The following is a 24,995-nucleotide window of genomic DNA, read 5'->3' as shown; positions in this document are numbered from 1 at the left end:
TTTATGAAAGGATAAAGCACGAGAGGTTGATACTCGCGCCCGCCGGTTATGTGTGGCTTTGGTTATGGGAATCGCAAAGTTACCTCATGGTAACAAATTCCTCGGAGCCGGTTGGGTGTATCGCGACTACCGAGTCAAAGTCTGCTTTGGTTGCGCCCATCTTCATTGCGACGGCGAATCCTTGGACCATCTCATCTACGGCAAAGCCGATACCGTGTAAGCCCACTACAGTTTCTTCTGGGCCTGCGCATACAAGCTTCATGCGACATGGTTGGCGGTGCTGAGTGACCGCGGTGTACATTGCAGCAAAGGTAGAGGTATAGACCTTGATGTTGTCTTTACCGTACTTTTCTTCCGCTTCCGGCTCTGCTAGACCAATGGTGCCAATTGGTGGGTGGCTAAAGACGACGGTAGGGACTAAGTCGTAATCCATTTTTGCGTTTGGCAATTCCGGATTGAATAGGCGCTCGGCTAGCATTCGACCTGCTTTCACGGCAACAGGAGTAAGCTCTATGCCACCATCCATAATATCACCGAGCGCGTAGATACCTTTGGCTGTGGTGTTTTGCCACGCGTCGACTTTAATATGGCCGCTAGGCGTGGTTTCTACATCTGTCGCAGCGAGGTTGATAAGATCTGTCATAGGTTCACGGCCAATTGCCCAGATCAGTTTGTCTACGGTGTAAGACTCACCATTCTCAAGATGTAAGGTGACTGAGCCATCCTCTTCTTTGGTCACTGACTGTGGTACTGCGTGAGTGTGTAGCGTTGGACCTTCTTTTTCCATTACCTCAGTTAAGGTTTCAACCAAGATAGGATCAAAATTACGAAGTGGAGCATGCTTACGAACAAATAGATGGGTTTCTGTGCCCAAGCTGTGCAATACGCCCGCAAGCTCTACCGCGATATAACCCGCGCCTACAACCGCTACGCGGCGAGGCTGCTCTTTAAGCTCAAAGAAACCGTTTGAATCGATACCATGCTCAGCGCCTGGAATATTAGGGATCGTTGGGCGGCCACCTACGGTAATATTGATATGATCGGCAGTGTAGTGCTCGCCGTTGACTTCAATGGTGTTGTTATCAACAAACTTAGCAAAGCCATTGATCACGGTGACGCCATTTTTTGCTAGGTAGCCGTTGTAACCTTGGTGAATACGGCCAATGTAGGCTTCGCGGCTTTCTACCAGCTTACCCCAATCGAAATTCTTTAGTTCAACATCAAAACCATAATCTGGTGCGTATAGTTTAATGGCTTCAGCAACTTGAGCACCGTGCCACATCGCTTTTTTTGGAACGCAGCCCACGTTTACACAAGTACCGCCTAAGTGCTTTGCTTCTATTAATGCCACCTTGGCACCTCGCATCGCCGCTCGGTTTGCAGATGCGATCCCGCCACTACCGCCACCGATTGCGATATAGTCAAAATGTTGAGCCATAAAAATTCCTCGCCAATTATTTGTTTTGCTTAAACCCTACAGCTTTAAACTCTACTACTTTATATTAAGTAAATAGCAAAAGTGCACAACCGAAGACCGATATTAAGCAAAAATCTGTTCAGATACTTGTAAATGCGGTCATTCACCCTTATTTCAACCTCAATATTAGATTAGAAAATAAAGAGCGTGCCCATGAGTAACCCATTAATCGGGCTAGAAGGATTGCCTCCTTTTTCGAAAATTAAGCCTGAACATATTGTTGAAGCATTAAAATCTGCCATTGCGCACTGTCGTGAAACTATCGACACTGTTTTAGCACAGTCGAATTATACCTGGGACAACTTTGTACTACCGCTAGAAGAAGCGGATGATAAATTTAATCGTATGTGGTCGCCGGTGTCGCATATGCATTCAGTAGTCAATTCAGAAGTGCTGCGCAAAGCGTATGATGAGTGTTTGCCATTAATCTCAGAATATTCGACTTACTGTGGCCAACATCAAGGGCTATATGAAGCCTATAAAGCAGTAAAAGAGTCAACTGAGTTTAGTAACTTAACGATTGCTCAGCAAACGTCGGTGGATAATGCACTGCGCGATTTTCAACTTTCTGGCATTGCGCTTCTGCCAGCTGAGCAAAAACGCTATGGTGAAATTAAAGCCCGACTGTCGGAGCTGTCATCAAAGTTTGGCAACAACGTAATGGATGCCACTCAGGCATGGCAAAAGCATATTACTAATGAGTCAGATTTAACTGGGCTACCGGAATCTGCCTTGGCACTTGCCGCTCATACTGCCGAAGCCAAAGGATTAGAGGGCTGGGTATTTACGCTAGATATTCCTTCTTACCTTCCTGTGATGACTTACGCAGATAGCCAAGCGCTCCGTGAAGAGGCTTATCGTGCGTTTGTAACCCGTGCTTCTGATCAAGGGCCTAATGCTGGCGAGTTTGATAACTCAGCGATTATGCATGAAGCGCTTACGCTAAGACACGAATTGGCTCAGTTACTTGGCTTTTCTAGTTTTGCAGAAAAATCACTGGCAACCAAAATGGCTGAGACGCCAGAGCAAGTATTTACGTTTTTGAATGACCTTGCTGCTAAGTCAAAACCACAAGCCGAGCAAGAAGTGGCTGAACTACGAGACTTTGCGAATAAAGAGCACGGTGTAGGTGAGCTAAAACCTTGGGATTACGCATATTATGGCGAAAAGTTAAAACAAGCTAAGTATGCGATTTCTGACGAAGCACTGCGTCCTTACTTCCCTGAGCATAAGGTACTTGCCGGTTTATTTGAAACTGTAAATCGCCTGTTTGGGATCCGTGTGAGTGAAGTCAAAGACATTGATACTTATCATCCAGACGTACGTTTTTTTGCTATTCACGATGATCAAGGTGAGTTGCGTGGTCATTTCTATCTCGACCTATATGCCCGTGAACATAAGCGTGGTGGTGCTTGGATGGATGACTGCATGGGCCGAAAAGTACGCGCAAATGGTGAGCTGCAGACTCCTGTCGCTTATTTAGTGTGTAACTTCAATAAAGCCGTTGGCAATAAACCTGCACTATTTACCCATAATGAAGTAACTACTTTATTCCATGAGTTTGGTCACGGTATTCATCACATGCTTACGCAAGTGGATGCCGCGCCAGTTGCTGGTATTAATGGTGTGGCATGGGATGCGGTTGAGCTGCCAAGTCAGTTTTTAGAGAACTGGTGCTATGAAGAAGAAGCGCTGAACTTCATTTCAGGGCACTATGAAACGGGTGAACCGTTACCAAAAGAAATGTTAGACAAGTTACTGGCGGCAAAGAACTTCCAATCAGCCATGCAAATGCTGCGTCAGTTGGAGTTTTCGTTATTTGATTTTCATATTCACGCTGACTTTGAGCCGAATACGGATTGCCAAATTCAAGCGACGCTCAATGCGGTGCGTGAGCGCACAGCAGTTGTTAAAGCGCCCGAATTTAATCGCTTCCAGCATAGTTTTAGTCACATTTTTGCTGGTGGCTATAGCGCGGGTTACTACTCTTATAAGTGGGCAGAAGTGTTGTCTGCGGATGCGTTTTCTAAGTTTGAAGAAGAAGGGATATTTAACCCGCAAACCGGGCGTGAATTTATGCATCACATTCTTGAAAAGGGTGGTTCAGAAGCGCCGATGGTACTGTTTACTCGCTTCCGTGGTCGAGAACCAAAAGTAGATGCGCTATTACGCCACAGCGGGATCGCCGCCTAGTACTTTTTCCATTCTATACGCCTTCTTCTGAAGGCGTTTTTTTTGTCTTAGAAAGTGTGACTTTTTGTTAGCAAATTCAATATCTCTGACTATTCTATAAAGATATGAATTAATAGGGAAAGCCACATGACGAAACTGGTTCTTGCCATTGATGATGACAAACTCGTCCATCACATTGTTGATGAGGCGCTATCGCGTACGTGCAAAATATTACATGCGAAAAATGGCGAGGAAGGCTTACGGTTGGCTAAAAAATATCGTCCGGATATTATTTTGCTTGATGTCGAGATGCCTGGACTGTCGGGCTTTGAGGTATGTGAGCAACTCAAAAAACTAGAGGACACCACTGAGATCCCAGTTATGTTTTTGTCTTCTCGTGCCGATATTTCAGAGCGGATGCGGGGCTACAACGCCGGCGCTGCAGACTACATAGTCAAACCCTTTAACGCCGAAGAATTGCTAGCGCGTATTAATGTCCTCGATGACTATAGAAAAACCTCGTCGCAGCTCAAACAAGACGTACAGCGCGCCCAAACCACAGCTGAAATCGCCATGACCGACTCTGGTGATATGGGCCGTATAATGCGCTACGTTGGGCAATCGTATCACGCGCATGACCTCAATACTTTGAGCACTCATTTTTTAGAGTTTTTTATGCCGATGGAGCTCGATGTTGCGGTGGCTTTTTGGTACCACCAAGACGCGATGTTTTATTCCAGTGAAGGTGCTATTCAACCGATAGAGCAAGAGCTATTTGAGAAACACAAAGATGGCAGTCGCTTTGTTGATTTTGGTCGCAGAACTATCATTAACTACCCTAAAGTCTCTTTACTGATTAAAAACATGCCTGTTGATGATGTTGCGGTTTATGGTCGCTATAAAGATTTGTTTCCGCACATACTGGAAGCCACTGATGCTAAAATCAGAGACATGGAAGTCAGTGAAGATGCGCTCAATAAAGTGGAACATATCGGGCAGGTATTTGCTGAGCTGAGCGATCATTTAAGCGGCGTTGGCGATCATTACAGTGGCAAAGTTGCTGAGTTTCAGACGGTGCTGGAAAGCGATAAGCTTGCAGTCTTAGAGCCAAGTGAAAGAGAACGGTTGCAAGAACTCTATGAGCACTTCACTTATTTAAGCGATGAGCTAACCATAATTAAATATAAGTTAGGAGAAGTGACTGAGGTACGCCAGCAGCTTATAGAGAGTTTAAACAAAATAGCGAAACCTTGGGGTGAGGATGAAGTGGCGTCGCAGGCTGATATTGAACTGTTTTAAGCCACTGGATAATCAAAGACACTAGAAAGGGAAAGGGGTATACTGCCACGGTTGGTAACCCTTGGGAGCTTAGCTTGTATATTCACACCCCTTTTGAAGAAAACAGATCCTACCTAGATACGCTAACTAAGCTGTTTAATTTATCCGCGCTTAATATTAACGAGGCGGAGTTTCAATTGGTTTATGATGAGCTAGGCTTACAATTATTCAAAAAAGATGAGCCAAAACTCGGTGCTATCCGAGTCGACTTTGTGACTGGCGCAGTAGCTCATCGACGCAAATTTGGTGGTGGTAAAGGGCAAGCAATTGCAAAAGCAGTGGGTTTAAATAAAGGTGCTGTGCCTACGGTATTGGATGCAACTGCGGGACTTGGACGCGATGCCTTTGTGCTTGCGTCTATGGGTTGCAAAGTTGTGCTACACGAGCGTAACCCGGTAGTCGCAGCGCTGCTATATGACGGCTTGCAACGCGCCTATCAAGATGCTGAAATTGGCGAGTGGGTGCAGTCAACTATGCGACTGGAGTTTGGCTCCAGCCATGACTTGCTAGAGCAAGCGGGTTGGCGTCCAGATGTAGTGTTTCTTGATCCTATGTTTCCGCATCGTGAAAAGTCAGCGCAAGTGAAAAAAGAAATGCGTGTATTCCAAGACTTAGTTGGCAATGACTTGGATGCGGATGCACTTTTGCCTTTTGCTTTGCAGTTAGCCGCTAAAAGGGTTGTGGTAAAACGTCCAGACTACGCTGGCTTCTTAAATGATAAAACGCCAAGTATGCAAATAAAAACCAAGAAAAACCGCTTTGACGTTTATGTTAATGCCGCAATGAAATAGCACACCACTACCTGATTTAATTTTGTGCAGTAGATATCTAGATGGATATACGCAAAAAGTATGGTTTTGTACTATTGTACAGAAAAGGTAACCAGATTTAATCAAGTTGTCATAAATCCTTAATACTCTTGCGGAGCATTTTGATAAAGGGGTTGTGATTCTATGCGCGTGTCTACATTTACTCGGCTATTGGCAATATTATTGACCACTGCGAGTATTCTACTTGGGGCGAGTCTGTTTTGGGCGAGCCAAGTATTAACCGAGCTTGATGTGCAAGACGCCGCTTACAATCAAGTTAAAAATGCGGTGATCATCGAGCTTGAGGGTACAGTAGAAGATTACTTGAGTGCGGGCGACAGTCAGTATTTAAGTAAGGCTGATGAACAAATCAAAGCATTACAGCAAAGTGTAGAGCAGTTGCCACCAGCGCTTGCTGAGCAACTTAAAACTAAACTCACACAACTACAACAAGATATTGCAGGCAAATACCGTGCACTTGGCAAGCTTTCTGGTAATGAACTTGCGTTGTTGGATAATGCGCTCAGACAAATGTCAGGTTCAGCATCGAGTCTCGTTAAGTACGCAATTAAAGCACAAGATAGTGCTGCCAAAGAATCCTACTTTAATCTCGCTTCAGACTACTTTAGCGAAGTCTCGAATTTGAGCTTATATACCTACCAATTAGTTATGGCTTACGAACAGCAAACCGAGCAGAGTTTGATGTCGAGCTTAAGCCGTTTGCAGGATATTGCCGCGCGAATAGACCGACTCGAAAACTTAGGGGTAATGAGTGAGGTAGACGAAGACGAGCTATTTTTAGGTGCCGAAGCCGAAGACTTAGCGTTAGAAATAAAAGCAGAGCTTGTGAGCTGGCCTAAACGTTATGCCCGCGACTTAGAAAACACCTTGCAGCAGTCCAAACAACGCCAAGCTGGCATGCTGGCACTGCGAGGTGATATTAAAGCAATCTCAGAGAATATCCTGCAAGCAGAAACCAACTTAAAAACAGAGCAGGCTGACGTAAAAACCAATGTATTTATGCTGTTTGGTGTGGCTATTGGGTTACTCGTACTGCTTGCAGGTGGTGTCTATTTTGTGCAGTTCAATCAAGTATTAACTCCGCTAAGACAACTACGCGATGGCTTCGCTCAGCTTATCGAAAGCAATGAATTACGTAATATTGAAAGTAAAAACCAAGACACTGAAATTGGCGAAATTGCGAGTTACTTTAATCAGTTAATCGATAGGCAGCGAGCAGAAGCGGACGAACGCTCAGAAATGCTGAGTGTGATCAATACCTTTATGGAGGAGATGAACACTAACTTGGCGCAGATCTCTGCACAAGCTGGAGGCACGTTTGAGCAGGTGGAGCAAAACCAAGCACAGCTTGACTCGCTTAGAGCGCTTGGGGCGGATGCCAATCAAATCAACGCGCAAGTTGCCGACAATGCAAATAACACCTTTGAAGCAATGACACAAAGTGTGTCCTATGCGGATGCTATGTTGAGTGCTTCATCTACCACGCAAAAGCGGGTAGAGCAGGGATTAGAGAGCTTAAATGAATTACTTAATGGTGTTTCAGATGTGAGTAAAGTGATTGATATGATCAGCTCCATCGCAGAACAAACGAACCTACTCGCGCTCAACGCGGCGATTGAGTCGGCTCGCGCAGGTGAACATGGTCGCGGGTTTGCGGTCGTTGCGGACGAAGTACGAAAGCTTGCACAGCAAACACAAGCCTCACTGACAGATATCCACCAGCAATTAAATGTTTTGAGTGATAATTCAAACAAAGTATCGACACAAATCTCGGCTTTGGCAGATGAGGCACAGCAGCAAACAGGCCATGCACAAGAGTTGAAACGCAATTCAGAAGGTGTGGCAGAGAGCGCACAAAGCGCCAACCAAGTTGCCGCCCATGCAATGGATCTTGCCAATCAGCAATCAGATCTACTAGATACCTTTGGCCACGCCATGGACAGCATGAAAGGTCAGGTTAATAGCTCACATGAGCAAGTTCAGCAAATTCAACAAAGCCTTAAAGAGAAAATGCGAGAGATCAGGGGCACTTTAGGTTTGCAGTAATCAGGATTGTGCCGTAGGTCGAGATTTATCTCGACAGCATAAGCTGAAACGTCGGAGCCGCTTCACGCGGCGAGCAGTTAAAAGATCGCGAGGTAAACTCGTTCCTACCAGCGCGTTTTGTAGGTCGAGATTTATCTCGACAACAAAATAATTAAAAAAGGCCGCAAATGCGGCCTCTCGTTGGGGAAAGAAGACTCAATCTGAGCCTACTAATTTTTGCTTATGGCTTGTACTGCGCGTCTAACGTTAGACCTGAAAACGTACGGTAAGCATTAATGCTTAGGTGCCATGTACCCGCTTGCGGATTAGTGATTACGCAAGTCTCTGTATTACCACCTTCATATGGACGACAGTCATAGCTGTTTGTTGTAGGTTGTGAGCCAAACTTAACGAATAAGTCAGCGTCACCTGAGCCACCAAATGTTTTCACGGTGAAGTCGCTCATACCCTCTGGTACTTCGATTGTGTAATGAACCCACTGGCCGCTTGAAGCTGAAATATCTTCAATTGTACCGCCACCTGCTTGTGGACCACCTGTGCTAGAACCCGAAGTCGCCGCAACTAAACTTACGCCTGAATAAGCTTTATAGCCGTTAATCATTATATGGTATGTACCAGCTTGAGGTGCGTCAAAGCTACAAACTTCGGCATTACCATCTTCATATGGACGACAGTCATAGCTGCTTGAAGATGGTTGACTACCAAGTTTTACATAAAGGTCAGCATCACCAGTACCACCGCTCATGGTGAAGGTAACATTGGTTTTACCTGCAGGTACGTCGAAAGTGAAGAACTGATCACTACCAGCTGCACCACTTAAGCCTGTTTTCGCTACACCATCTTCAAGTGTATTACCTGTAGGCGGCGTGACAACATCGCCTAAAGCTTCATTTACCGCAGCGGCTGCATCAACAACACCTGTACCACAGTTTGAACAGCTACCAGCGAAGCTACGTGTAGTGTTTTTCAAGATAGTTTCTACTTCGTCAGGCGTAGCAGATGGTTTTGCTTGCTTGATTAGCGCAGCAACACCCGCAACGTGAGGTGCCGCCATAGACGTACCTTGTGAGTAATGGTAGCTATCATTTGAAGGTGCACCAGAGCCTGAGTTATGGGTAGATAGGATACCTTCAGGATCATCAGCAAAACTTTGCGCGCCACCCGGAGCGGCAACGTCGATGTTTGCACCATAGTTTGAGTAGTAAGCACGGCTACCATCACGACCTACAGATGCTACGTTTACTACGCCATTACAGTTACCTGGATTGTAGTTTGCTGAGTTATCGTTGTCGTTACCTGCCGCAATAACAATGACTGTACCGTTGTTACGTGCTTGGTTGATTGCATTTTGTGTGGTTGCGCTACATGCACCGCCACCACCTAAACTCATGTTGATAACATCAGCAGGGTTAGCATTTGCAGGCACACCAGATACCGAGCCGCCAGATGCCCAAATGATGCCGTCAGCGATATCAGACGTTAAACCACCACATTTACCAAGAACACGTACAGGCACTACTTTAGCGTCGTATGCAACACCAGCTACACCTTCACCATTATTTGTAACCGCAGCAACTGTACCCGCTACGTGTGTACCATGCCAGCTTGAGTCTTGATCCGCGCGTGGAACAGGTTGACCTGAAGAGTCTGTTCCACATTCACCGCGAGTGACTGCATCACCAGGGTCACGAGCATCGTTGTCACGTGCGCCACCATCGTTAGCAACAAAGGTATTAGAGATCATGTCATAGCCAGGCAGAATGTTGGCATCTAAGTCTAAATGTGGACGATAACCTGTATCGAGTACCGCAACTACCACACCTTGACCTGTTGCTTTATCCCACGCTGCAGGGGCATTAATACCAGCAGCAGCTTCGTAGTAATGCCATTGATCGTTATAACGAGGATCGTTAGGCGTTGCGAATGGCTTTAGCATTTGGTCAATTTCGATGTATTCAACATTACCAGAAGCCATCACTTCGTTCATGAATGCTTGTGCTTCTTTTGCTGATAGCTTTTTGTCAGCACGCATAACGTGGTGATTGCTAAGAGCCATTGGTCGTACGTACTGAGCGCGAGCACTCGCTTTGCTGCTCTTAAAGCCTTGTACAAAGCTTTCTGCACGTTGTTGCATTTTAGCAGGAGCAAGATCCGCAGCTGAAAGGCCCATCATTTGCGAACCAGCATCTTTGTACTTGATGATGAACTGTGTACCAAGCGTGCTTTGTGATGATAGTTTTTGTGCCGTTGCTGCAAGCGCTGCATCTTGGCCAATTGATTGTGCTGGTGCGGCTGTAACTGCTGTTGCAGTGAATAATGCGCTCACTGCGACGCTTAGTGCAGCGCGCTTAAAGTTTTTATTGATTGTCATAATGTTTCCCTAGTTTCTAACTTGTTGTTCAGCTGTTAATAAAAAGCTGATGGTCAGTGAAAGTAAACTCCTAGTTAAAAAAAAGAAAGCGCTGTTTTGTTATTTGCACTAATTTTTTAGTTATATGTGGATGGATAAATGGCTATAAAAAATTCTTACTGTATTGTTTTTAATCGATATTTTTCATTTTTGTGAGAGAGTGAATAAATTTCAGTTACATTGTAAATGACTGTAAACAAAATAGTGTTTTTAACTTTGTGAAGCATTTGTAGCCAATAGAGTGGAGACTTTCTTAGTATTAAAGATTGGTTTTTTTTGTTGTCCTAGTTGCATTTTCTTATTTTTGAGGGTTTAAGAAATGGTAGCGCTGACATAATGTTTACAAGTGTTTAAAAGGTATGCGAGTGGCTATTGATATTCGCAGCTGTGATTAGATAAAGAATCTAGGTATAATTTTCGCTTGGTCGCGATTTTGCCGCTTAAAGCTAAACTGTTGGCAAAACGGTAAGTGTAGAAATCTTAGATAAAAAGTTGAGTGAGTTTATGCAACAAATAGAGGTAGTCGTTATCGGCGCAGGTGCTGCAGGGTTGATGTGTGCTGCACAGGCTGGATACCGGGGGCGACAAGTTGCAGTGGTTGATATGGGAAAAAAGCCTGGTCGTAAAATTTTGATCAGTGGCGGTGGCCGCTGTAATTTTACCAACGAAAATGCTTCACCTGCTAACTATCTATGTAAAAATCCACACTTTGTAAAGTCGTGTTTGAGCCGCTATACCCAACATGATTTTATTGAACTGGTAGACTGCCACGGTCTTGCATACCACCACAAAACACTTGGGCAGTTGTTTTGTGACAATAGCGCGCAAGACATTGTAGATATTCTTCTTACCGAATGTGACTGGGCGGGCGTGTCACTTCACTTACGTCAAGAAGTCCTTGCGGTTGAGCATCAAGCTGATGGTCGCTACTTAGTCAAAACCACAACTCAAACCTTTAACTGCGAGTCAGTGGTGATCGCCGCTGGTGGCCTAACCATGCCAAAACTTGGCGCAACGCCAATCGGCTACAAAATAGCGGAGCAATTTGGCTTAACGGTATTACCAACCACGGCAGCGCTTGTACCATTTACACTCCATGATCACGACAAAGCACGCTTTGATGGTTTGTCTGGTATTAGCGTAGATAGCCTAGTGACCAGCGAAAGCGGTATCCAATTTAGAGAAAATATTCTCTTTACCCACAGAGGCTTATCTGGCCCCGCAATTTTGCAGATCAGCTCATTTTGGAAAGCAGGAGAGTTTGTTAGCATCAATTTACTACCTGACTTAGATGTGCAAGCACAACTTCATGACTGGCGTAGTGAGCAAGGGCAAAAGAGCCTGAAGAACTTGCTTTCGACCATCTTACCAAAGCGCTTTATTGAGGCCTTAATAAGCGACGGCAGCATCCCAGATAAAAACGCCAACCAACTCAGCCACACAGAGATTGAAAAACTGACAGAAACCCTCACTAGCTGGAAAATAAAACCAAATGGCACAGAGGGTTATCGCACCGCAGAGGTTACGTTAGGTGGTGTAGATACCGACGAATTAAGCTCAAAAACTTTCGAAGCTAAAAAACAAAAAGGCCTGTACTTTATCGGCGAAGTAACCGATGTCACCGGATGGCTCGGGGGCTATAACTTCCAATATGCATGGAGCTCCGGCTGGGCATGCGGACAGGCTTGTTAGCTAGTGTGAAAAGACAATAAAGTTTGCCCGTTAGCAATAAAGTTTGCCCGTAAATATTAAAAAGATAATAAAGTTTGCCCGTAGTGAGAGCTAGAGCTATATTTGATAATGAAAACTAGAGCAGTAGGCAGAGTTAATGGCGAGAGGCAGACGGCTAGCGAGTATTGAAGATTTTAATCGCTCGCTCAAGAAAAAGTATGGTATTGGCACGCAAGAAGCCTATAAGCCATGGCTACGAATACAAGACGTTAATTCTAAAGGAAAAAAATCAACAGCTTTTGGAAGAAAAATAAAGCGATATCATCATTTTTTATCAGGAAGAGAATCTGAATTTTTTTATATTGCTGAATTTAGTGATTCAGTCATTGATATCCGAGAGCAGTTCCCCCTACTTCCGCTTACGTTATCACAGAAAGTTGCGTCTGCAATTGGCGTTCCTCACCCAATAGTAACGGGAACGGATGTGCCTAACATAATGACGACAGACTTTTTGTTGACCCGTCAATGTGCTGGCGATACATCTTTTCACGCTATATCAGTTAAACCAGACGAAAAACTAACCCAAAGAATATCAGAAAAATTGGATATTGAGAGAGTCATATGGGAGCTTTTGGGGATAAAATTTTCTTTCTTCACTGGTAATGAGATTACTAAAGCTCAGGCTGCTAATATCAAGTGGGCAACAAGTCCTTTTCGCTCTGGTGCGGTAGATATTACACAAGCAGATATTGAAATAGCACTAGGAGCTCTATCCAAAGGAAAGTACTTGCTTTCTCAATTATGCAGCGAATTGAACTTGAGCTTGAAAGGAAGAGGTGTTGATGGATTATATGTATTGCGATACCTCATTGCTGAAAAGTATATTAATGTTGATTTGGATTACTCTATTGTTACATCTAACACTATAGAAATATTATCATTGGCTCAGAGTCAAAGTGGGTCTTTATATGGTGCTTGAAATAAATAGTACATGGAAAATAGAAACCTCTGAGAGTGACTTAAATGGAGTATTTCGCATCATAGAGGTGAGAGCTGATTTAGACTGTCTCATTCTTTTTGAGTTAAACGAAACTGTTGGTACGTGTAGACCTATAACGGTTCACCTGCCTACCTTTATTACATGGAACAAAGAAGGTAGAGCAATTCAAATTGACATTACTCCACCTGCATTTTTGCTCGTTTCAGACGAAGAAATCGAACCTAAAAACCTTGAAAGGCGAAATTCGAACTATGAAAAGATAAGAAGCTTAGTGTCTGACAAGCAGTTCATATTAGACTATGCATGTTCAAAAAGAACATCGAAACTGGCACAACATTCAAAGCAAATTGGCTATGACAGAAAAAGCTTGTCCCGTTTGTTAAGTCGTTACTGGCATTTCGGGCAAAGTAAAAATGCGCTGTTGCCTGCGTATGCAAACAGTGGTGGCTATGGCAAGCCAAGAATAGCTAAAGAAACCCCACTTGGTGCACCACGCACTTCTAGAACATTGATGTTTGAACGAGCACCAAAATACATTATTCGAGAAGCAGATAAAAAGAACATTCTAAAGACTTTAAAGAAATACTATTTAAAGCCAAATGGAAAGTATCTTACTGAATGCTACAGGGATTATCTACGGCAATTTCATGCCGATGAAGTTAAAATCGCAGATGCATGTGATAGAGCTCCTCATATACCTTCTTATAAGCAATTTAAATATTGGAAAGGTAAGTTGGTCGAGAAAAATATGGAAGTTCGGCTACGCAATACCGATCACAATTATAATCTTAAAAAAAGAGCATTGTTAGAGAGCCCGTTACAGGATGGTCTCGTGCCGGGTAGCTGCTTTGAAGTAGATGCTACGGTGGCTGATATAAATGTTATATCTGAATTCAGTCCAAGGTACGTCTTAGGGCGGCCTACAGTGTATTATATTATTGATTGCGCAACTCGAATGATAACGGGAATGCACGTTTCTCTTTATCATGCTTCTTGGCGTGCTGCGCGACAAGCTTTTGTTAATTGTTTTACTCCTAAAGCTGAGTTTTGTGCTCAATACGGTGTCAACATTTATGAATCCGAGTGGCCATGCTCGCATGTACCTGCTTACTTTACATGTGACAATGGCGAAATGATTGGGCTAGAGCCAGGGGAAAAGATCACGCCGTTCGCTGAGTTAAGTTTCGCTCCTGCATATAGGCCCGATTACAAGAGCTTTGTGGAGCGACGGTTTAAAACCATCAATGATAAGCTACTTCATCAATTAATTGGTACAACACGCGGAGGAAAGGTCGTACGCGGTGATGTCGACCCTCGTAAAGAGTCAATATATACCTTATATGAAGTGACGAGCATGTTGATAGAAGCTGTGCTAGAACATAACCGTGATATTTTGAGTAAACTTGTTTTTGACAACCCAATCCTTGTCGAAAAAAATATAAAACCCACACCAATCAATACATGGAAAGTATATTTAGCCAATCATCGACATAGCCTTCACCAAGTCTCATTTAGTGAGGCAATAGCTAAGTTGTTACCTCCGGAAACTGCCAGTATGACTCGAAGCGGGATTCAGTTCAAAGAAATGTACTATACGTGCAAAAAAATAGAAGATGAAAACCTAGCTGCTATAGCCCGAGAAGGCGGCCGTTGGTCGCTCGATGCACGAATAGATGACAACACTCTAAATTATATTTATGTGAGAATGAATAATAATGAGGGTTTTACTAAATGTACTTTATTGAAGCGCAACTCCATATTCAAAGATATGCCAATGGCTGAAGTAGATTTTGTGCAAGATTGGATAACAAAGTTTGAAGAGCTTTCTCCCGTAACCGTCGAATCGATTGATATGAAAACCAGACATGAGGCGTTAGAAACTCAAGCTAAGAAAAGGGCTAAACAAAGCACGTTAACGCGCTCCGAAAGAATTCGTAATATCCGTGAAAATCGCCGTGAAGAATTGCATAAAACGACTCACAGTGAAATAGATGCAGAGATTAGCAATACCAGCGACGATGTAGATACAAAGAGTATGCAGCAGAATGTTGTTATGTTACCAAGGCGGAATAGGAAATAGGGGGCAATGCGTGAGAAAAGTTGATGCTGAATATCATGAAGCTATTTTACCAGAGTACCGAGGCAACCCTTTTATTGAAGCGCTACCTCCAAAGCTTGGGGCTGAAGATTTGTTGGAAAAGTTCTCCAACTATGTTGATCTTGATGAACATATTAGAGACAACCCTGATCCTTTGATACGTGAAGAATATACGATCCGATTAAAGCAATTAAGACAACCATTTTTTATATATTATGAATGCTTCAGAGCAATCGAAACTGCAATAAAAGATGGCTACTCAAGGAAAAATCCATTCAGCCCTACCACTTCACAGTTTTTACATTACCCCGTTGATAAGCCTCCTGAAGTTGCCCCATCTTCAGGCTTTTTTGTGCCAAAGGCTGAGACTATAACTATCATTGGAGAAAGTGGGGTAGGTAAAACCTGTATGCTTGAGCAAATTTTAAATTATCTTCCACATGTGATTAAACATGATGTTTATCATGGACAAAAGCTAGAGTATACAAAACAAGTCGTATGGGTGAAGGTAGAATGCTCTCGAAACTCAAGTGTTAGAGAGCTATGTGAAGATATAATTTTTAGCCTTGATCTAGCAATGAACCAACCAAAAGAACCTCTAGCAGCAACGATATCTGGTCTTTTGTGGCAAATTGAACAAAGGATTAAATCAAGTTTTCTCGGGGTACTTGTTATAGATGAAATGCAGCGGCTGGAGCTTAAGAAAACTGGTGGTGAAAATAACTTGTTGAATTTCCTTCATAAGTTGGTGAATAAATTGGGTGTTCCACTCGTTTTTTGTGCTAATCCGCCTTTTGATAAAACTTTATCGAAACAACTCAAAGCGGCGCGTCGAGCTGAAAGTGCTGGATACTTTGAGTTTGAGCCGTTAACAAGAGAAAGCGGTGAATGGGACGTTTTTATTGGAGAGCTGTGGGAAATACAGTGGACCAAGGTATACAACGAACTTACTCCTGAGTTGAGTGACAAGATGTATAAGCTTTCTTTGGGCAATTTGGATATTGCTCATCGCATATATCGAGAAGCCCAAAGAATGGTTATTTTAGATCCCTTAGCGGATGAGAGAATAACGCCAGCCGTGTTAGATATTGCCTATGCAAGAGCTTGTAAGTTATCTCGCAATACACCTGAAATTCAGACTCTTAGAGAGTCTGTATCATTGCCAACTGGGAATCGCAACCAGAACTCCCCCAAAGAGCTGGAGTTATCTGCACCAACCAGAACGCCAATTGCTGACGTTACTCGACCCCAACATCCAGAGTTTGAATCAAGTATAGTTGAACTTTTGGGGGCTGTAGACCTCCCAGATCGGATAGCCAACCCTTGTTTGTTCCAAGACATTGCAGAGCAAGATGAAGGGTTTTCTCTATTAAAAGGCACAAATACGGTACTTGATGACCCTTTAGGTGAGCTAAAGTGATAAATAGGCTTATCAATGAGCTTCAGACATTGCTCTTTTGTAGAGAAAGGCAATTGGAATAAATATAATCTATCTTATTACTCTGATCTTACAACTATTTTGAACTTGATAACCAAAAAATTGCACTTTGAGCGTAGCAATGGTGCCAAAGCTAACCACGCAAACATCACAAAATGACTAGTCTCAAATTGAACTCATTGATTGGCGGCGTTTATGTCACCTTATGGGAAACATTGAGAATAATTGAAAATATCACTGACAAGGGACTCTATCGCTGTTTTGTAGATCAAGGTTAACGAAGGCACTTTGCTGTGCGCTATGATGTGGCAAAAGAGCGGAGTGGAACCTAGCATTAAGAAGAATCTTAAGCCATGTAATGCAATAGAGACAATCCTCGCCCGACACCAACTTTTTATGTATGAAGTTTGGAGAAATGTGATTATTAATTTCACCGCCTTTAGTACAGGGATTAATAGTAGGTAGAATATAAGTGGGTGAGCCTAAGGCTTTGCTCTTCAACCAAAGAATATTGTTCTTCCAAACAACAAGGCATCATTAACGCCTGTGGAACACCACTCAGCCCCTACCGCATACCCTGTTACGTCCAGCTGTTTTGGCGTCATAGAGAGCTGAATCGGCGGTATCGATTAAATCTTTTAACTCGTGTATTTTAGTGTTACTTTCGTAGGTGGCTACTCCAGCACTTACTGTAACATATTCAAACGGTGAGTGCTTATGCTCTATTTTTTCATCCAAAAAGCATTGAGTGATACGCCGAGCAATCTCCATTGCAGCACCGTTAGGTGTATTTGGTAAAAGAATAGCGAACTCTTCTCCACCATAGCGATACAATGCATCCATTGGCCTCCTTATATGCCTTTGCGTCACTAAAGCAAAGGTCTTTAACACGTCATCGCCTTGTAAATGGCCATATTCGTCGTTGTATCGTTTAAAGTAATCTACGTCTATCATCACTAAACTAAGGTGGCTACTAGCTCGCTTTGCACCTCGAAAATGTTTCTCTAAGTCCGAGTCAAATAACCTCCGATTAAAAGCGCCGGTTAAACCATCTACATAAGAGTATTCACGAAGTTGATCTGCCTGCTTCTTGTATTTTAAGTGAGTTATCGCTCTATTAAATAACGTCCGCGCTACTATGGGTTTACTAATAAAGTCGACAGCGCCTGCATCCCAGCACATTTCCTGTTGGTTTTCTTTTATATTTGAGGTGACGAACATTACGGGAATTTGTGCAGTGATAGGATCTTTTTGTAGCTCTTTACATGCATCGATACCGGTTATACCATCTAGCATCCAATCCATTAGGATTAGGTCTGGTAGGGCTAATCTAATATAGTCTAGTGCTTTTTCGGCACTTTCAAATGCCACTATTTTGCAAATATCTTCCAAGCAGGCACATAGAACTTTTTGTGTTAATGGAGAGTCTTCGACGACGACGATCGTACAGTCACTAAGCTCTGCTACTTCCTCAAACATAGGTATTTCAATTCCGTGTTGTTAGGTATAACGCAATCGTGTATGCCGTGTAACCCAATAAAGTTGGGATATTATCCGCGGTTACTGTAATCATAAACTATATTTAATAACACGCTATGTAAACACAGTAATTCTATATGAAAGAGATTGGAAGAAGGGAATTTTTAAGCAAAGTTGGTCTTGGGGTAGCTTTATCGGCGGCTGCAATAAAAGCCCCCTATGTATTCGCAAAGAATAGAACAACTCTTCGTGTAATGGGAACACACGTTACGTTACAGGAACCTTTACGCAAGCGCGCCATGAAAGAGCTAGGAATAGATATCCAATTCTACCCCATGGGTAGCGCGGCGGTTCTTCAAAGGGCGGCGGCAAATCCTGCTACATTTGACCTTTATGAGCAATGGTCAGATTCCATCAATATACTTTGGCAAGCCGGTGCCATACAGCCTATTGATATTGAAAGGCTTATTTACTGGCCTGAAATAAATGCACTAACCAAGACTGGTAGGCTTATACCATCAGCTAAAGTTGGTGCAGGTGACGCTCCAAATAAATTACTGTATGTTCAAGAGGATGGAACTCTAGCTAACAATCCCACGAAAAAAATAAGCTTTCTTCCCTATGTGCACAATGTTGACTCCTTTGGTTACAACACTGACTTTATTCCACAAGGTAGCGCTTATGAAACTGAGTCATGGGGTTGGTTATTAGATGAATCAAATGCAGGAAAAACAGCTGTGGTTAATGCGCCAACTATCGGTATTTTTGATTTAGCGTTAGCAGCACAAGCTAAAGGCTTGGCTACTTTCAAAAATATAGGAAACATGACTATTGACGAAATAGATAAGCTTTTTGAGATTCTGCTGATAAGAAAGCGAAAAGGGCATTTTTCTGGTTTTTGGACTTCAGTTCCGCAGTCGGTGCAGTTCATGTTAGATAAAAGAGTGCATATTCAGAGTATGTTCTCGCCTGGAGTTAGCGCTTGTAGGGGCCAAGGGTTACCGATCACTTATGCGTCACCAAAAGAAGGATATAGGGCATGGCATGGTGTTATGTGTCTCTCATCTCATGTACACGGTCAGGTCAAAGACGCAGCGTATGACTACATGAACTGGTGGCTCTCAGGGTACCCTGGAGCATTTATCGCGAGACAAGGGTATTACATCTCAAATCCAGAGCGTAGCAGGCCCATGATGTCTGAACCTGAATGGAGTTATTGGTATGACGGCAAACCTGCAACAACACCTCTAAAAGGAACGGATGGAAAAGTCATCGTCAAGACAGGTGAATTGCGTGATGGTGGAAGTTACACTAAACGATTTTCGAACATTGCAGTATGGAATACAGTCATGGAAAACTACGATTACAGTCTAGATCGTTGGTATGAATTATTAAACGCATAAGGCGCTAATATGCCAGAACTTTCAATTAGATCGCTTTCTAGCAAGATACTGATGGTCTTACTCGCATTCACTGCAAGTCTAACCGCTGTGTACATAGTGTTAAGCTCGCGTGTAGAAGTTATTGATAATACTCTAATTAATACTTTGAATGTCTCAAAAAGCTCTGTATCGGTACTTAAGATTAACAAAGAAATCGTGGAGTTGCAGCGTGATATCTCAGTGTTTAGCAGCTCTGGCAGTCCTGCTATCTATGAAAAAGTGCAGGCCAACCAGAAGCTAATCAACACAAGACTTTTAGAAATAAAGTCAAAGGCACAAAGCGAAGTAGAAAAGCAGCTTATAGATTCATTGTTGGAAATTGTTAGCAGGTACGGTAGTAACTTAAGTGTGCTCATGCAGCGATATCAAGAAAGAAAATATTTGCTTCAAATCCAGCTACCAGAGGTGTTTAAAGAAGCGGAAGTTTACTTACGATTATTTCTCAATGACAGCGATTCTAGTCAGGATAAAATCACTATATATCAACTGCTAGATTTATGGTTGACGCTTTATCGAGATGCAAACCTGTATCTAACACAAAAAGACTACAAGAAGAAAAAAGCGGTTTTAGACGGGCTAGAAAAAATAGAAAGTAAGTTGCTTTTTAGCAATAAGGTGAGTGGTGACATTACTTCTAATTTGCAAGCCCAAGTTCATAAGTTTCGAGACGCATTTAATAAAAGTATTCAAGCAAATCGAAATTATTTAACTTTAGTCAATGTGGTAATGGCCGGTGATGCTGTGGAGTTCTCAAACTTAGTGGATAAGCTGAGAACAGACTCATTATCAAGGCTAGACTATATACGAAATACTGCTGAGGAAAAAGTTCTCGATTTTGAGAGAATAATCAAAATATCAATGGCTGTCGGTTTACTCTTTTTAGTGTTTTTCGTTTTATTTTTTCACTTCCATATAATCCGTTCAATTAAGCGGCTTACCGAGAATTTTCAGCACTGTATTGAAGGAAATTTATCTGACGAGATAAAAGGCCTTGAACGAAAAGATGAAATAGGCACGCTAGCCAACGCCGCAAATCAATTTAAATTGCTAAGCGAGGCACTTATTGAGGCAAAACAGGTCGCTGAGCATACATCAAAAATAAAATCTGACTTTTTAGCCAACATGAGTCATGAAATCCGAACACCTATGAATGGGATTTTAGGGATGGTAAGACAGTTGAGGCAAACTGACTTAAACAAAGAGCAAATAAATATGCTTGAGCTTGTTGATTCATCTGGAAAAAGTTTGCTAGTTATTTTAAATGATATTCTCGATTTGAGTAAAATTGAAGCTGGAAAAATCGAGCTAGAATCGCAACCATTTGCACTTAATAAGCTATTGTATGAACTCGAACATACAGGAAAAACGCTTAATAAATCATCTTCAGCAAAGTTAATTATCGAGAATAATATACCTATAAAGTTAAACGTTCTTGCAGGAGATGTTGTTCGACTCAAGCAGGTTTTACTGAATTTACTTAGCAACGCAATAAAATTCACAGAGCAAGGCACAGTAAAATTACTAGTGGAAGTACAAGAGGAAAATGTAGATAAAGCACAGCTGAAGTTTAGTGTCATTGACACGGGAATTGGTATTCCACAAGACAGGATAGAAATGCTTTTTGAGGCTTTTTCCCAAGCCGATACCTCTATAACTCGCCGGTTTGGCGGTACAGGTCTGGGCTTAACTATCTCAAACAAATTATTAGACCTGATGAGCTCTCGACTCGAAGTTGAGAGTCGCTTAGGGGAAGGCTCGACTTTCAGCTTTACTGTTACGTTTCCTATTTCCGAACTAGTCAATGAAGACATAGACTCACAATTCCAAGAAATTAAACTCACTATTAATCGTGACATTGAAATTCTGCTTGTAGAAGACAACAAAATCAATCAAATAGTCACGAAGTCAATGCTAAAGGATATGGGACTAGAAAATATTATTATTGCTGAAAATGGCCTAGAAGCCGTAGAGTTTTGTAAAGCTGAGAAGTTTGGATTGATCTTAATGGATATGCAAATGCCTGAAATGGATGGCCCTACGGCAGCACAACATATCCGTAAATATAGAGACTACCGTGATATACCGATTATTGCATTAACAGCTAACGTTCTTGAGCAGGATAAAAAGCGGTGTCTTGAAGTTGGAATGAGCGCTTTTATATCCAAACCAATAGATCACCATGAATTTGTACAGGTTGTATATAAAGCTTTAAAACAGCCTGATTCAAAGGCTTCTTCGAGCCAAATTAACTTAGCTTAAACTCAAGTAGTTTCCTTGCATTGTCTACACCAGAGTCTATAAAGATAAAATGCCCTTTTATAAGTAATAAGAAAATAAAGGAGATTGGCATGGATGAAAAAGCAGAGCAATTTGTTGGTGACGACTCATTGTCAGACCTCATTTTTGACAATATTCCAGACTATGCATTCATTAAGGACGATAAACTTAGGATCGTAAAAGCGAATAGCGCATTTCGCTCTATGTACCCCTCAGAAGCAAGGGAAAAGATAATAGGATTCACTACACTTGAGTCCTACAACCCTGAAGAGGTTCAAGAATTTATCAAAGATGATAAGAAAGCATTGGAATTGGGATATGCTGAATGCTTGGAAACAATTACGTTTCCTGATGGAGGTGTAAGAACTTTATACACTCGAAAAAAGAGATTCTTTAACTCAAAAGGGGCTGTATTTATTCTCGGGCTCTCAAGTGATGTGACTGAAAGAGAGCATTTGGTGGCACAATTAAAAAGGTCCAATGATGCACTAGACGAGTTTGCTTATATTGCATCACATGATTTAAAAGCGCCGTTAAATGCGATTTCGAAGTTGGTTACTTGGATTGATGAGGATTTCGGCGATGAGCTTCCTGAAGGTGCTAAGGAAAACTTTGACTTAATTCAACAGCGAGTTGCTCGTATGAGCAAGTTACTACACGACTTGCTAATCTATTCCCGAGTAAATCGAAAGCACAGCGAAATAGAAACATTTGAGTTCGGTGAGTTTACCAAAGAGATATATGACTCTATTGATATTGAGTTGGTGTTGAAACTGGAGTGTACACCAATAAAAGTAACCCTTCCGAAGACAGCACTAGAAGTGATCACCCGCAATTTAATTAGCAATGCACTCAAGCATCATGACCGAAAAAGTGGATCACTAATTATTCAAGTAAAAGAAAGCTCTAATGAATATGAAATGCACTTTATTGATGATGGTCCAGGGATCCCTACTGAATATCGACAAAAAGTATTTGAAATGTTCCAAACGCTGAAGCCACGAGATCAGCAAGAAGGTAGTGGGATGGGCTTGGCGATAATAAAGAAAGTACTCAACCATTATGGCGGTTCAATAAATATTGTAGATAGTAATATTGGAACAGAGTTTGTCGTTAGGTGGCCAAAAGTAGACACCATAGTTAACCCCAATTAGGTATAATTTCAATGCAAGATAATGATATTACGGTATTAGTTGTTGAAGATGATGACATTGATTATATGACAGTAAAGCGAAGCTTTTCTAAACGAAAAATCATGAACCCAATGGTTAGAGCTATTGATGGTGTGGAGGCACTAGAGCTTCTGAAAGGTAAAAAAATTGGATATCCCTATATTATTTTACTAGACCTGAAAATGCCTCGAATGGGGGGGCTTGAATTCCTAGAAAAGCTGAGAGCCGACAGCGAGTTAAAAGACACGGTTGTGTTTGTGTTAACCACCTCAAAAGATGAAGATGATATTCACTATAGCTACGAAAAAAATGTGGCTGGATATTTCCTAAAAGAAGAAGCAAGCGACTCTATGATGAGCCTTGTTGATATGTTAGATGGATATTGGCGTATTGTACAATTCCCAACGAAGTAGCGAGGTGATGTATGAATATACTGCTTGTTGACGATGATATTGTTGATCGCAAGATGATCCGTCGCTCTCTAATAAAAGGAGGAATTGAACACCAATTGACAGAGGTTAGCACCGTAGAAGAGGGAATATTTGCACTAGAAGAGCTTTGCTTTGACTTGCTACTTCTTGACTACAATATGCCCTCAAAAAATGGCCTGGATTTGCTAATTGAACTAAAGCGTATCAATCATATAAAAGAGCTTACAATAGTGATGATTAGTAATTCACATTCAGAAGAGTTGATACTAAAATGCCTAGATCTAGGCGTGCAAGACTTTCTCCTCAAAGAAGAGGTTACAGCGTCACTTTTAACGCGCTCTATTCTGCAAGCAAAAAAGCGTTTTGAGTTAGAAAAGCAACTACATACAAGTTACCTTCAAGTAAAACAATTAGCTGAACTTGACTCGTTAACAGGTTTGTATAACCGCTATTATTTTGAGGAAACTTGTCAAAGGTTGATGCAGGCAGATAAAAAGCGCTATAAATGTGCAGGTGTTCTTGTAGCCGATATTGTTAACTTTAAAAAGATTAATGACCGTTTTGGTCATGAAGTGGCAGATCAGCTTCTTATTGAGCTTGGAGCAAGCTTCAAGAGACATACTAGACAAGAGGATATAGTAAGTCGCTTCGGTGGAGATGAATTTGCCTGTTTGATGGTCTCATGTGATAACCCTTTACAGATAAAAATTGAAGCTGAAAAACTCATTAGGGTACTAAGTCGAGTTTATTCAATCCAGTCTCAGGACGTTTACTGCCAAATTAGGATGGGAATGTCACTGTATCCTCTAAATGGTAGTAATTCCAATGACTTAATACGGTTTGCTGATATCGCGCTATTTAGAGCAAAATCAGCGCAAAGCTCTTCTGCTTGTATATTTGAAGATAACATGCAGACAGAGTTTCAAATGAAATACAATGTAGAACAAGATTTAAGAGGAGCAATTGAAAGGCAAGAATTGGAACTTGCATTTCAACCTATTGTAGATATTCAGTTACCCAAAGTTGTTTCACTCGAAGCTTTAATTAGGTGGCCTACTGCCAAATTCACTAGCAATCCTCAAGAGTTTATTACGATAGCAGAAGAATCCAAGCTGATAGAGCCGTTAGGCAAATGGATTATCGAACGTGCAATTACTACGCTAAAGGAAGTAAATACTAAGCTTGGGTATCCCGTTCGCTTAGCAATAAACCTCTCTCCACTGCAACTTGAAGATATTTCCCTACCTGCATATATAAATGATTGCCTTAAGCGTATAGACATCGACGGCAGTTTGTTTACTTTTGAGCTAACTGAAACGGCGCTATTAACTGAAAGTAAGCGAGTAAGCTCGAGCCTTCAACGTATTAAAGAGCTTGGATGTAAGATTGCATTAGATGACTTTGGTACAGGCTACTCTTCAATTTCGCACTTACTTAATTATCCTATTGATATTGTTAAAGTAGATAAATCTTTGACAGATAGAATTGGAGTTGAGGAGCGCGGAAAGCGAATTTTTTTGGGTTTAGTGAACATGCTTAAGAGTTTGCAATTAAGCATTATTGTAGAGGGGGTAGAGAATTACCAGCAATATTATATCTGTAAAGAAGTAAAAGTTGATAAAATTCAAGGTTACTACTTTTCAAGCCCTATATCCGAAAAGAACATTCTAAGGACAATTAAGTCATTGAATAAAGAGCTTGTAAGGTAAAGTTA

The 24,995-nt window shown here is 41.9% G+C and carries 16 protein-coding genes; 13 read left to right on the top strand and 3 right to left on the bottom strand.

All coding sequences use genetic code 11. From position 1 onward, the window contains the following. Window positions 1-79: 79 nt before the first annotated feature. Complete coding sequence (gorA, locus tag BB427_RS10170) at window positions 80-1,438, bottom strand: glutathione-disulfide reductase (RefSeq protein ID WP_069020602.1); 1,359 nt, start codon at window positions 1,436-1,438, stop codon at window positions 80-82. A 192-nt stretch (window positions 1,439-1,630) separates the two neighbouring features. On the opposite strand from gorA, the gene prlC reads away from it, so the two are divergent. The 4 genes from prlC (at window position 1,631) to BB427_RS10150 (ending at window position 7,863) form a co-directional block, all read left to right on the top strand. Further along, entirely contained in the window at window positions 1,631-3,670 is a 2,040-nt protein-coding gene (gene prlC / locus BB427_RS10165; RefSeq protein WP_069020601.1) for an oligopeptidase A, read from the top strand. A 126-nt stretch (window positions 3,671-3,796) separates the two neighbouring features. Next, complete coding sequence (locus tag BB427_RS10160) at window positions 3,797-4,948, top strand: response regulator (protein ID WP_010376770.1); 1,152 nt, start codon at window positions 3,797-3,799, stop codon at window positions 4,946-4,948. A 74-nt stretch (window positions 4,949-5,022) separates the two neighbouring features. Beyond that, the gene (locus BB427_RS10155) at window positions 5,023-5,778 is read left to right on the top strand and encodes a class I SAM-dependent methyltransferase (RefSeq protein ID WP_069020600.1); all 756 of its coding nucleotides are present in this window, start codon (window positions 5,023-5,025) and stop codon (window positions 5,776-5,778) included. A 162-nt stretch (window positions 5,779-5,940) separates the two neighbouring features. Further along, a complete protein-coding gene (locus tag BB427_RS10150; protein WP_069020599.1) occupies window positions 5,941-7,863 on the top strand; it encodes a methyl-accepting chemotaxis protein in 1,923 nt (640 codons plus the stop codon). Between the two features lie 220 nt (window positions 7,864-8,083). On the opposite strand, the gene BB427_RS10145 is transcribed toward BB427_RS10150, so the two are convergent. Further along, window positions 8,084-10,234 (bottom strand): S8 family peptidase, encoded by a 2,151-nt coding sequence (locus BB427_RS10145; protein ID WP_069020598.1) that lies wholly within the window; start codon window positions 10,232-10,234, stop codon window positions 8,084-8,086. 543 nt (window positions 10,235-10,777) lie between these two features. On the opposite strand from BB427_RS10145, the gene BB427_RS10140 reads away from it, so the two are divergent. The 4 genes from BB427_RS10140 (at window position 10,778) to BB427_RS10125 (ending at window position 16,462) form a co-directional block, all read left to right on the top strand. Then, entirely contained in the window at window positions 10,778-11,965 is a 1,188-nt protein-coding gene (locus BB427_RS10140) for an NAD(P)/FAD-dependent oxidoreductase (RefSeq protein ID WP_069020597.1), read from the top strand. A gap of 136 nt (window positions 11,966-12,101) precedes the next feature. Next, window positions 12,102-12,923 carry a heteromeric transposase endonuclease subunit TnsA gene (locus BB427_RS10135; RefSeq protein ID WP_069020596.1) on the top strand — a complete coding sequence of 274 codons (822 nt, stop codon included), beginning with the start codon at window positions 12,102-12,104 and terminating at the stop codon, window positions 12,921-12,923. Continuing rightward, the gene (locus tag BB427_RS10130) at window positions 12,913-15,024 is read left to right on the top strand and encodes a DDE-type integrase/transposase/recombinase (protein ID WP_069020595.1); all 2,112 of its coding nucleotides are present in this window, start codon (window positions 12,913-12,915) and stop codon (window positions 15,022-15,024) included. Before BB427_RS10135 ends, BB427_RS10130 begins: the two co-directional genes overlap by 11 nt. 10 nt (window positions 15,025-15,034) lie before the next feature. Continuing rightward, complete coding sequence (locus BB427_RS10125) at window positions 15,035-16,462, top strand: ATP-binding protein (protein ID WP_069020594.1); 1,428 nt, start codon at window positions 15,035-15,037, stop codon at window positions 16,460-16,462. 576 nt (window positions 16,463-17,038) lie between these two features. On the opposite strand, the gene BB427_RS10120 is transcribed toward BB427_RS10125, so the two are convergent. Then, window positions 17,039-17,959 (bottom strand): GGDEF domain-containing response regulator, encoded by a 921-nt coding sequence (locus tag BB427_RS10120; RefSeq protein WP_039492845.1) that lies wholly within the window; start codon window positions 17,957-17,959, stop codon window positions 17,039-17,041. 137 nt (window positions 17,960-18,096) lie between these two features. Between BB427_RS10120 and BB427_RS10115 the strand changes: the two genes are divergently transcribed. From BB427_RS10115 to BB427_RS10095, 5 genes are all read left to right on the top strand, one after another. After that, on the top strand, window positions 18,097-19,362 hold the full coding sequence (locus BB427_RS10115) for an ABC transporter substrate-binding protein (RefSeq protein WP_039492844.1): 1,266 nt from the start codon (window positions 18,097-18,099) through the stop codon (window positions 19,360-19,362). Between the two features lie 9 nt (window positions 19,363-19,371). Then, complete coding sequence (locus tag BB427_RS10110) at window positions 19,372-21,660, top strand: hybrid sensor histidine kinase/response regulator (RefSeq protein ID WP_069020593.1); 2,289 nt, start codon at window positions 19,372-19,374, stop codon at window positions 21,658-21,660. Between the two features lie 89 nt (window positions 21,661-21,749). Beyond that, window positions 21,750-22,832, top strand: coding sequence for a PAS domain-containing sensor histidine kinase (locus BB427_RS10105; RefSeq protein WP_139119063.1), 1,083 nt, complete (start codon window positions 21,750-21,752; stop codon window positions 22,830-22,832). 11 nt (window positions 22,833-22,843) lie between these two features. Beyond that, window positions 22,844-23,263 carry a response regulator gene (locus BB427_RS10100; RefSeq protein ID WP_039492843.1) on the top strand — a complete coding sequence of 140 codons (420 nt, stop codon included), beginning with the start codon at window positions 22,844-22,846 and terminating at the stop codon, window positions 23,261-23,263. Window positions 23,264-23,274: 11 nt separating this feature from the next. Then, window positions 23,275-24,990: a two-component system response regulator gene (locus tag BB427_RS10095; RefSeq protein ID WP_069020592.1), complete on the top strand. Its 1,716-nt coding sequence runs from the start codon at window positions 23,275-23,277 to the stop codon at window positions 24,988-24,990. Window positions 24,991-24,995: the final 5 nt, after the last annotated feature.

It is taken from the genome of Pseudoalteromonas sp. BMB (assembly GCF_001709235.1).
Taxonomy (GTDB): Bacteria; Pseudomonadota; Gammaproteobacteria; order Enterobacterales; family Alteromonadaceae; genus Pseudoalteromonas; species Pseudoalteromonas maricaloris.
The sequence above is the reverse complement of the archived record's forward strand: the minus strand, read 5'-3'. Positions and strand labels throughout refer to the sequence as shown.

What these genes read in the sequence shown, in the direction of transcription:
- gorA (WP_069020602.1), bottom strand. Translation starts at nt 1,438, where the DNA reads ATGGCTCAACATTTTGACTATATCGCAATCGGTGGCGGTAGTGGCGGG.
- prlC (WP_069020601.1), top strand. Translation starts at nt 1,631, where the DNA reads ATGAGTAACCCATTAATCGGGCTAGAAGGATTGCCTCCTTTTTCGAAA.
- BB427_RS10160 (WP_010376770.1), top strand. Translation starts at nt 3,797, where the DNA reads ATGACGAAACTGGTTCTTGCCATTGATGATGACAAACTCGTCCATCAC.
- BB427_RS10150 (WP_069020599.1), top strand. Translation starts at nt 5,941, where the DNA reads ATGCGCGTGTCTACATTTACTCGGCTATTGGCAATATTATTGACCACT.
- BB427_RS10145 (WP_069020598.1), bottom strand. Translation starts at nt 10,234, where the DNA reads ATGACAATCAATAAAAACTTTAAGCGCGCTGCACTAAGCGTCGCAGTG.
- BB427_RS10140 (WP_069020597.1), top strand. Translation starts at nt 10,778, where the DNA reads ATGCAACAAATAGAGGTAGTCGTTATCGGCGCAGGTGCTGCAGGGTTG.
- BB427_RS10135 (WP_069020596.1), top strand. Translation starts at nt 12,102, where the DNA reads ATGGCGAGAGGCAGACGGCTAGCGAGTATTGAAGATTTTAATCGCTCG.
- BB427_RS10130 (WP_069020595.1), top strand. Translation starts at nt 12,913, where the DNA reads ATGGTGCTTGAAATAAATAGTACATGGAAAATAGAAACCTCTGAGAGT.
- BB427_RS10120 (WP_039492845.1), bottom strand. Translation starts at nt 17,959, where the DNA reads ATGTTTGAGGAAGTAGCAGAGCTTAGTGACTGTACGATCGTCGTCGTC.
- BB427_RS10115 (WP_039492844.1), top strand. Translation starts at nt 18,097, where the DNA reads ATGAAAGAGATTGGAAGAAGGGAATTTTTAAGCAAAGTTGGTCTTGGG.
- BB427_RS10110 (WP_069020593.1), top strand. Translation starts at nt 19,372, where the DNA reads ATGCCAGAACTTTCAATTAGATCGCTTTCTAGCAAGATACTGATGGTC.
- BB427_RS10105 (WP_139119063.1), top strand. Translation starts at nt 21,750, where the DNA reads ATGGATGAAAAAGCAGAGCAATTTGTTGGTGACGACTCATTGTCAGAC.
- BB427_RS10100 (WP_039492843.1), top strand. Translation starts at nt 22,844, where the DNA reads ATGCAAGATAATGATATTACGGTATTAGTTGTTGAAGATGATGACATT.
- BB427_RS10095 (WP_069020592.1), top strand. Translation starts at nt 23,275, where the DNA reads ATGAATATACTGCTTGTTGACGATGATATTGTTGATCGCAAGATGATC.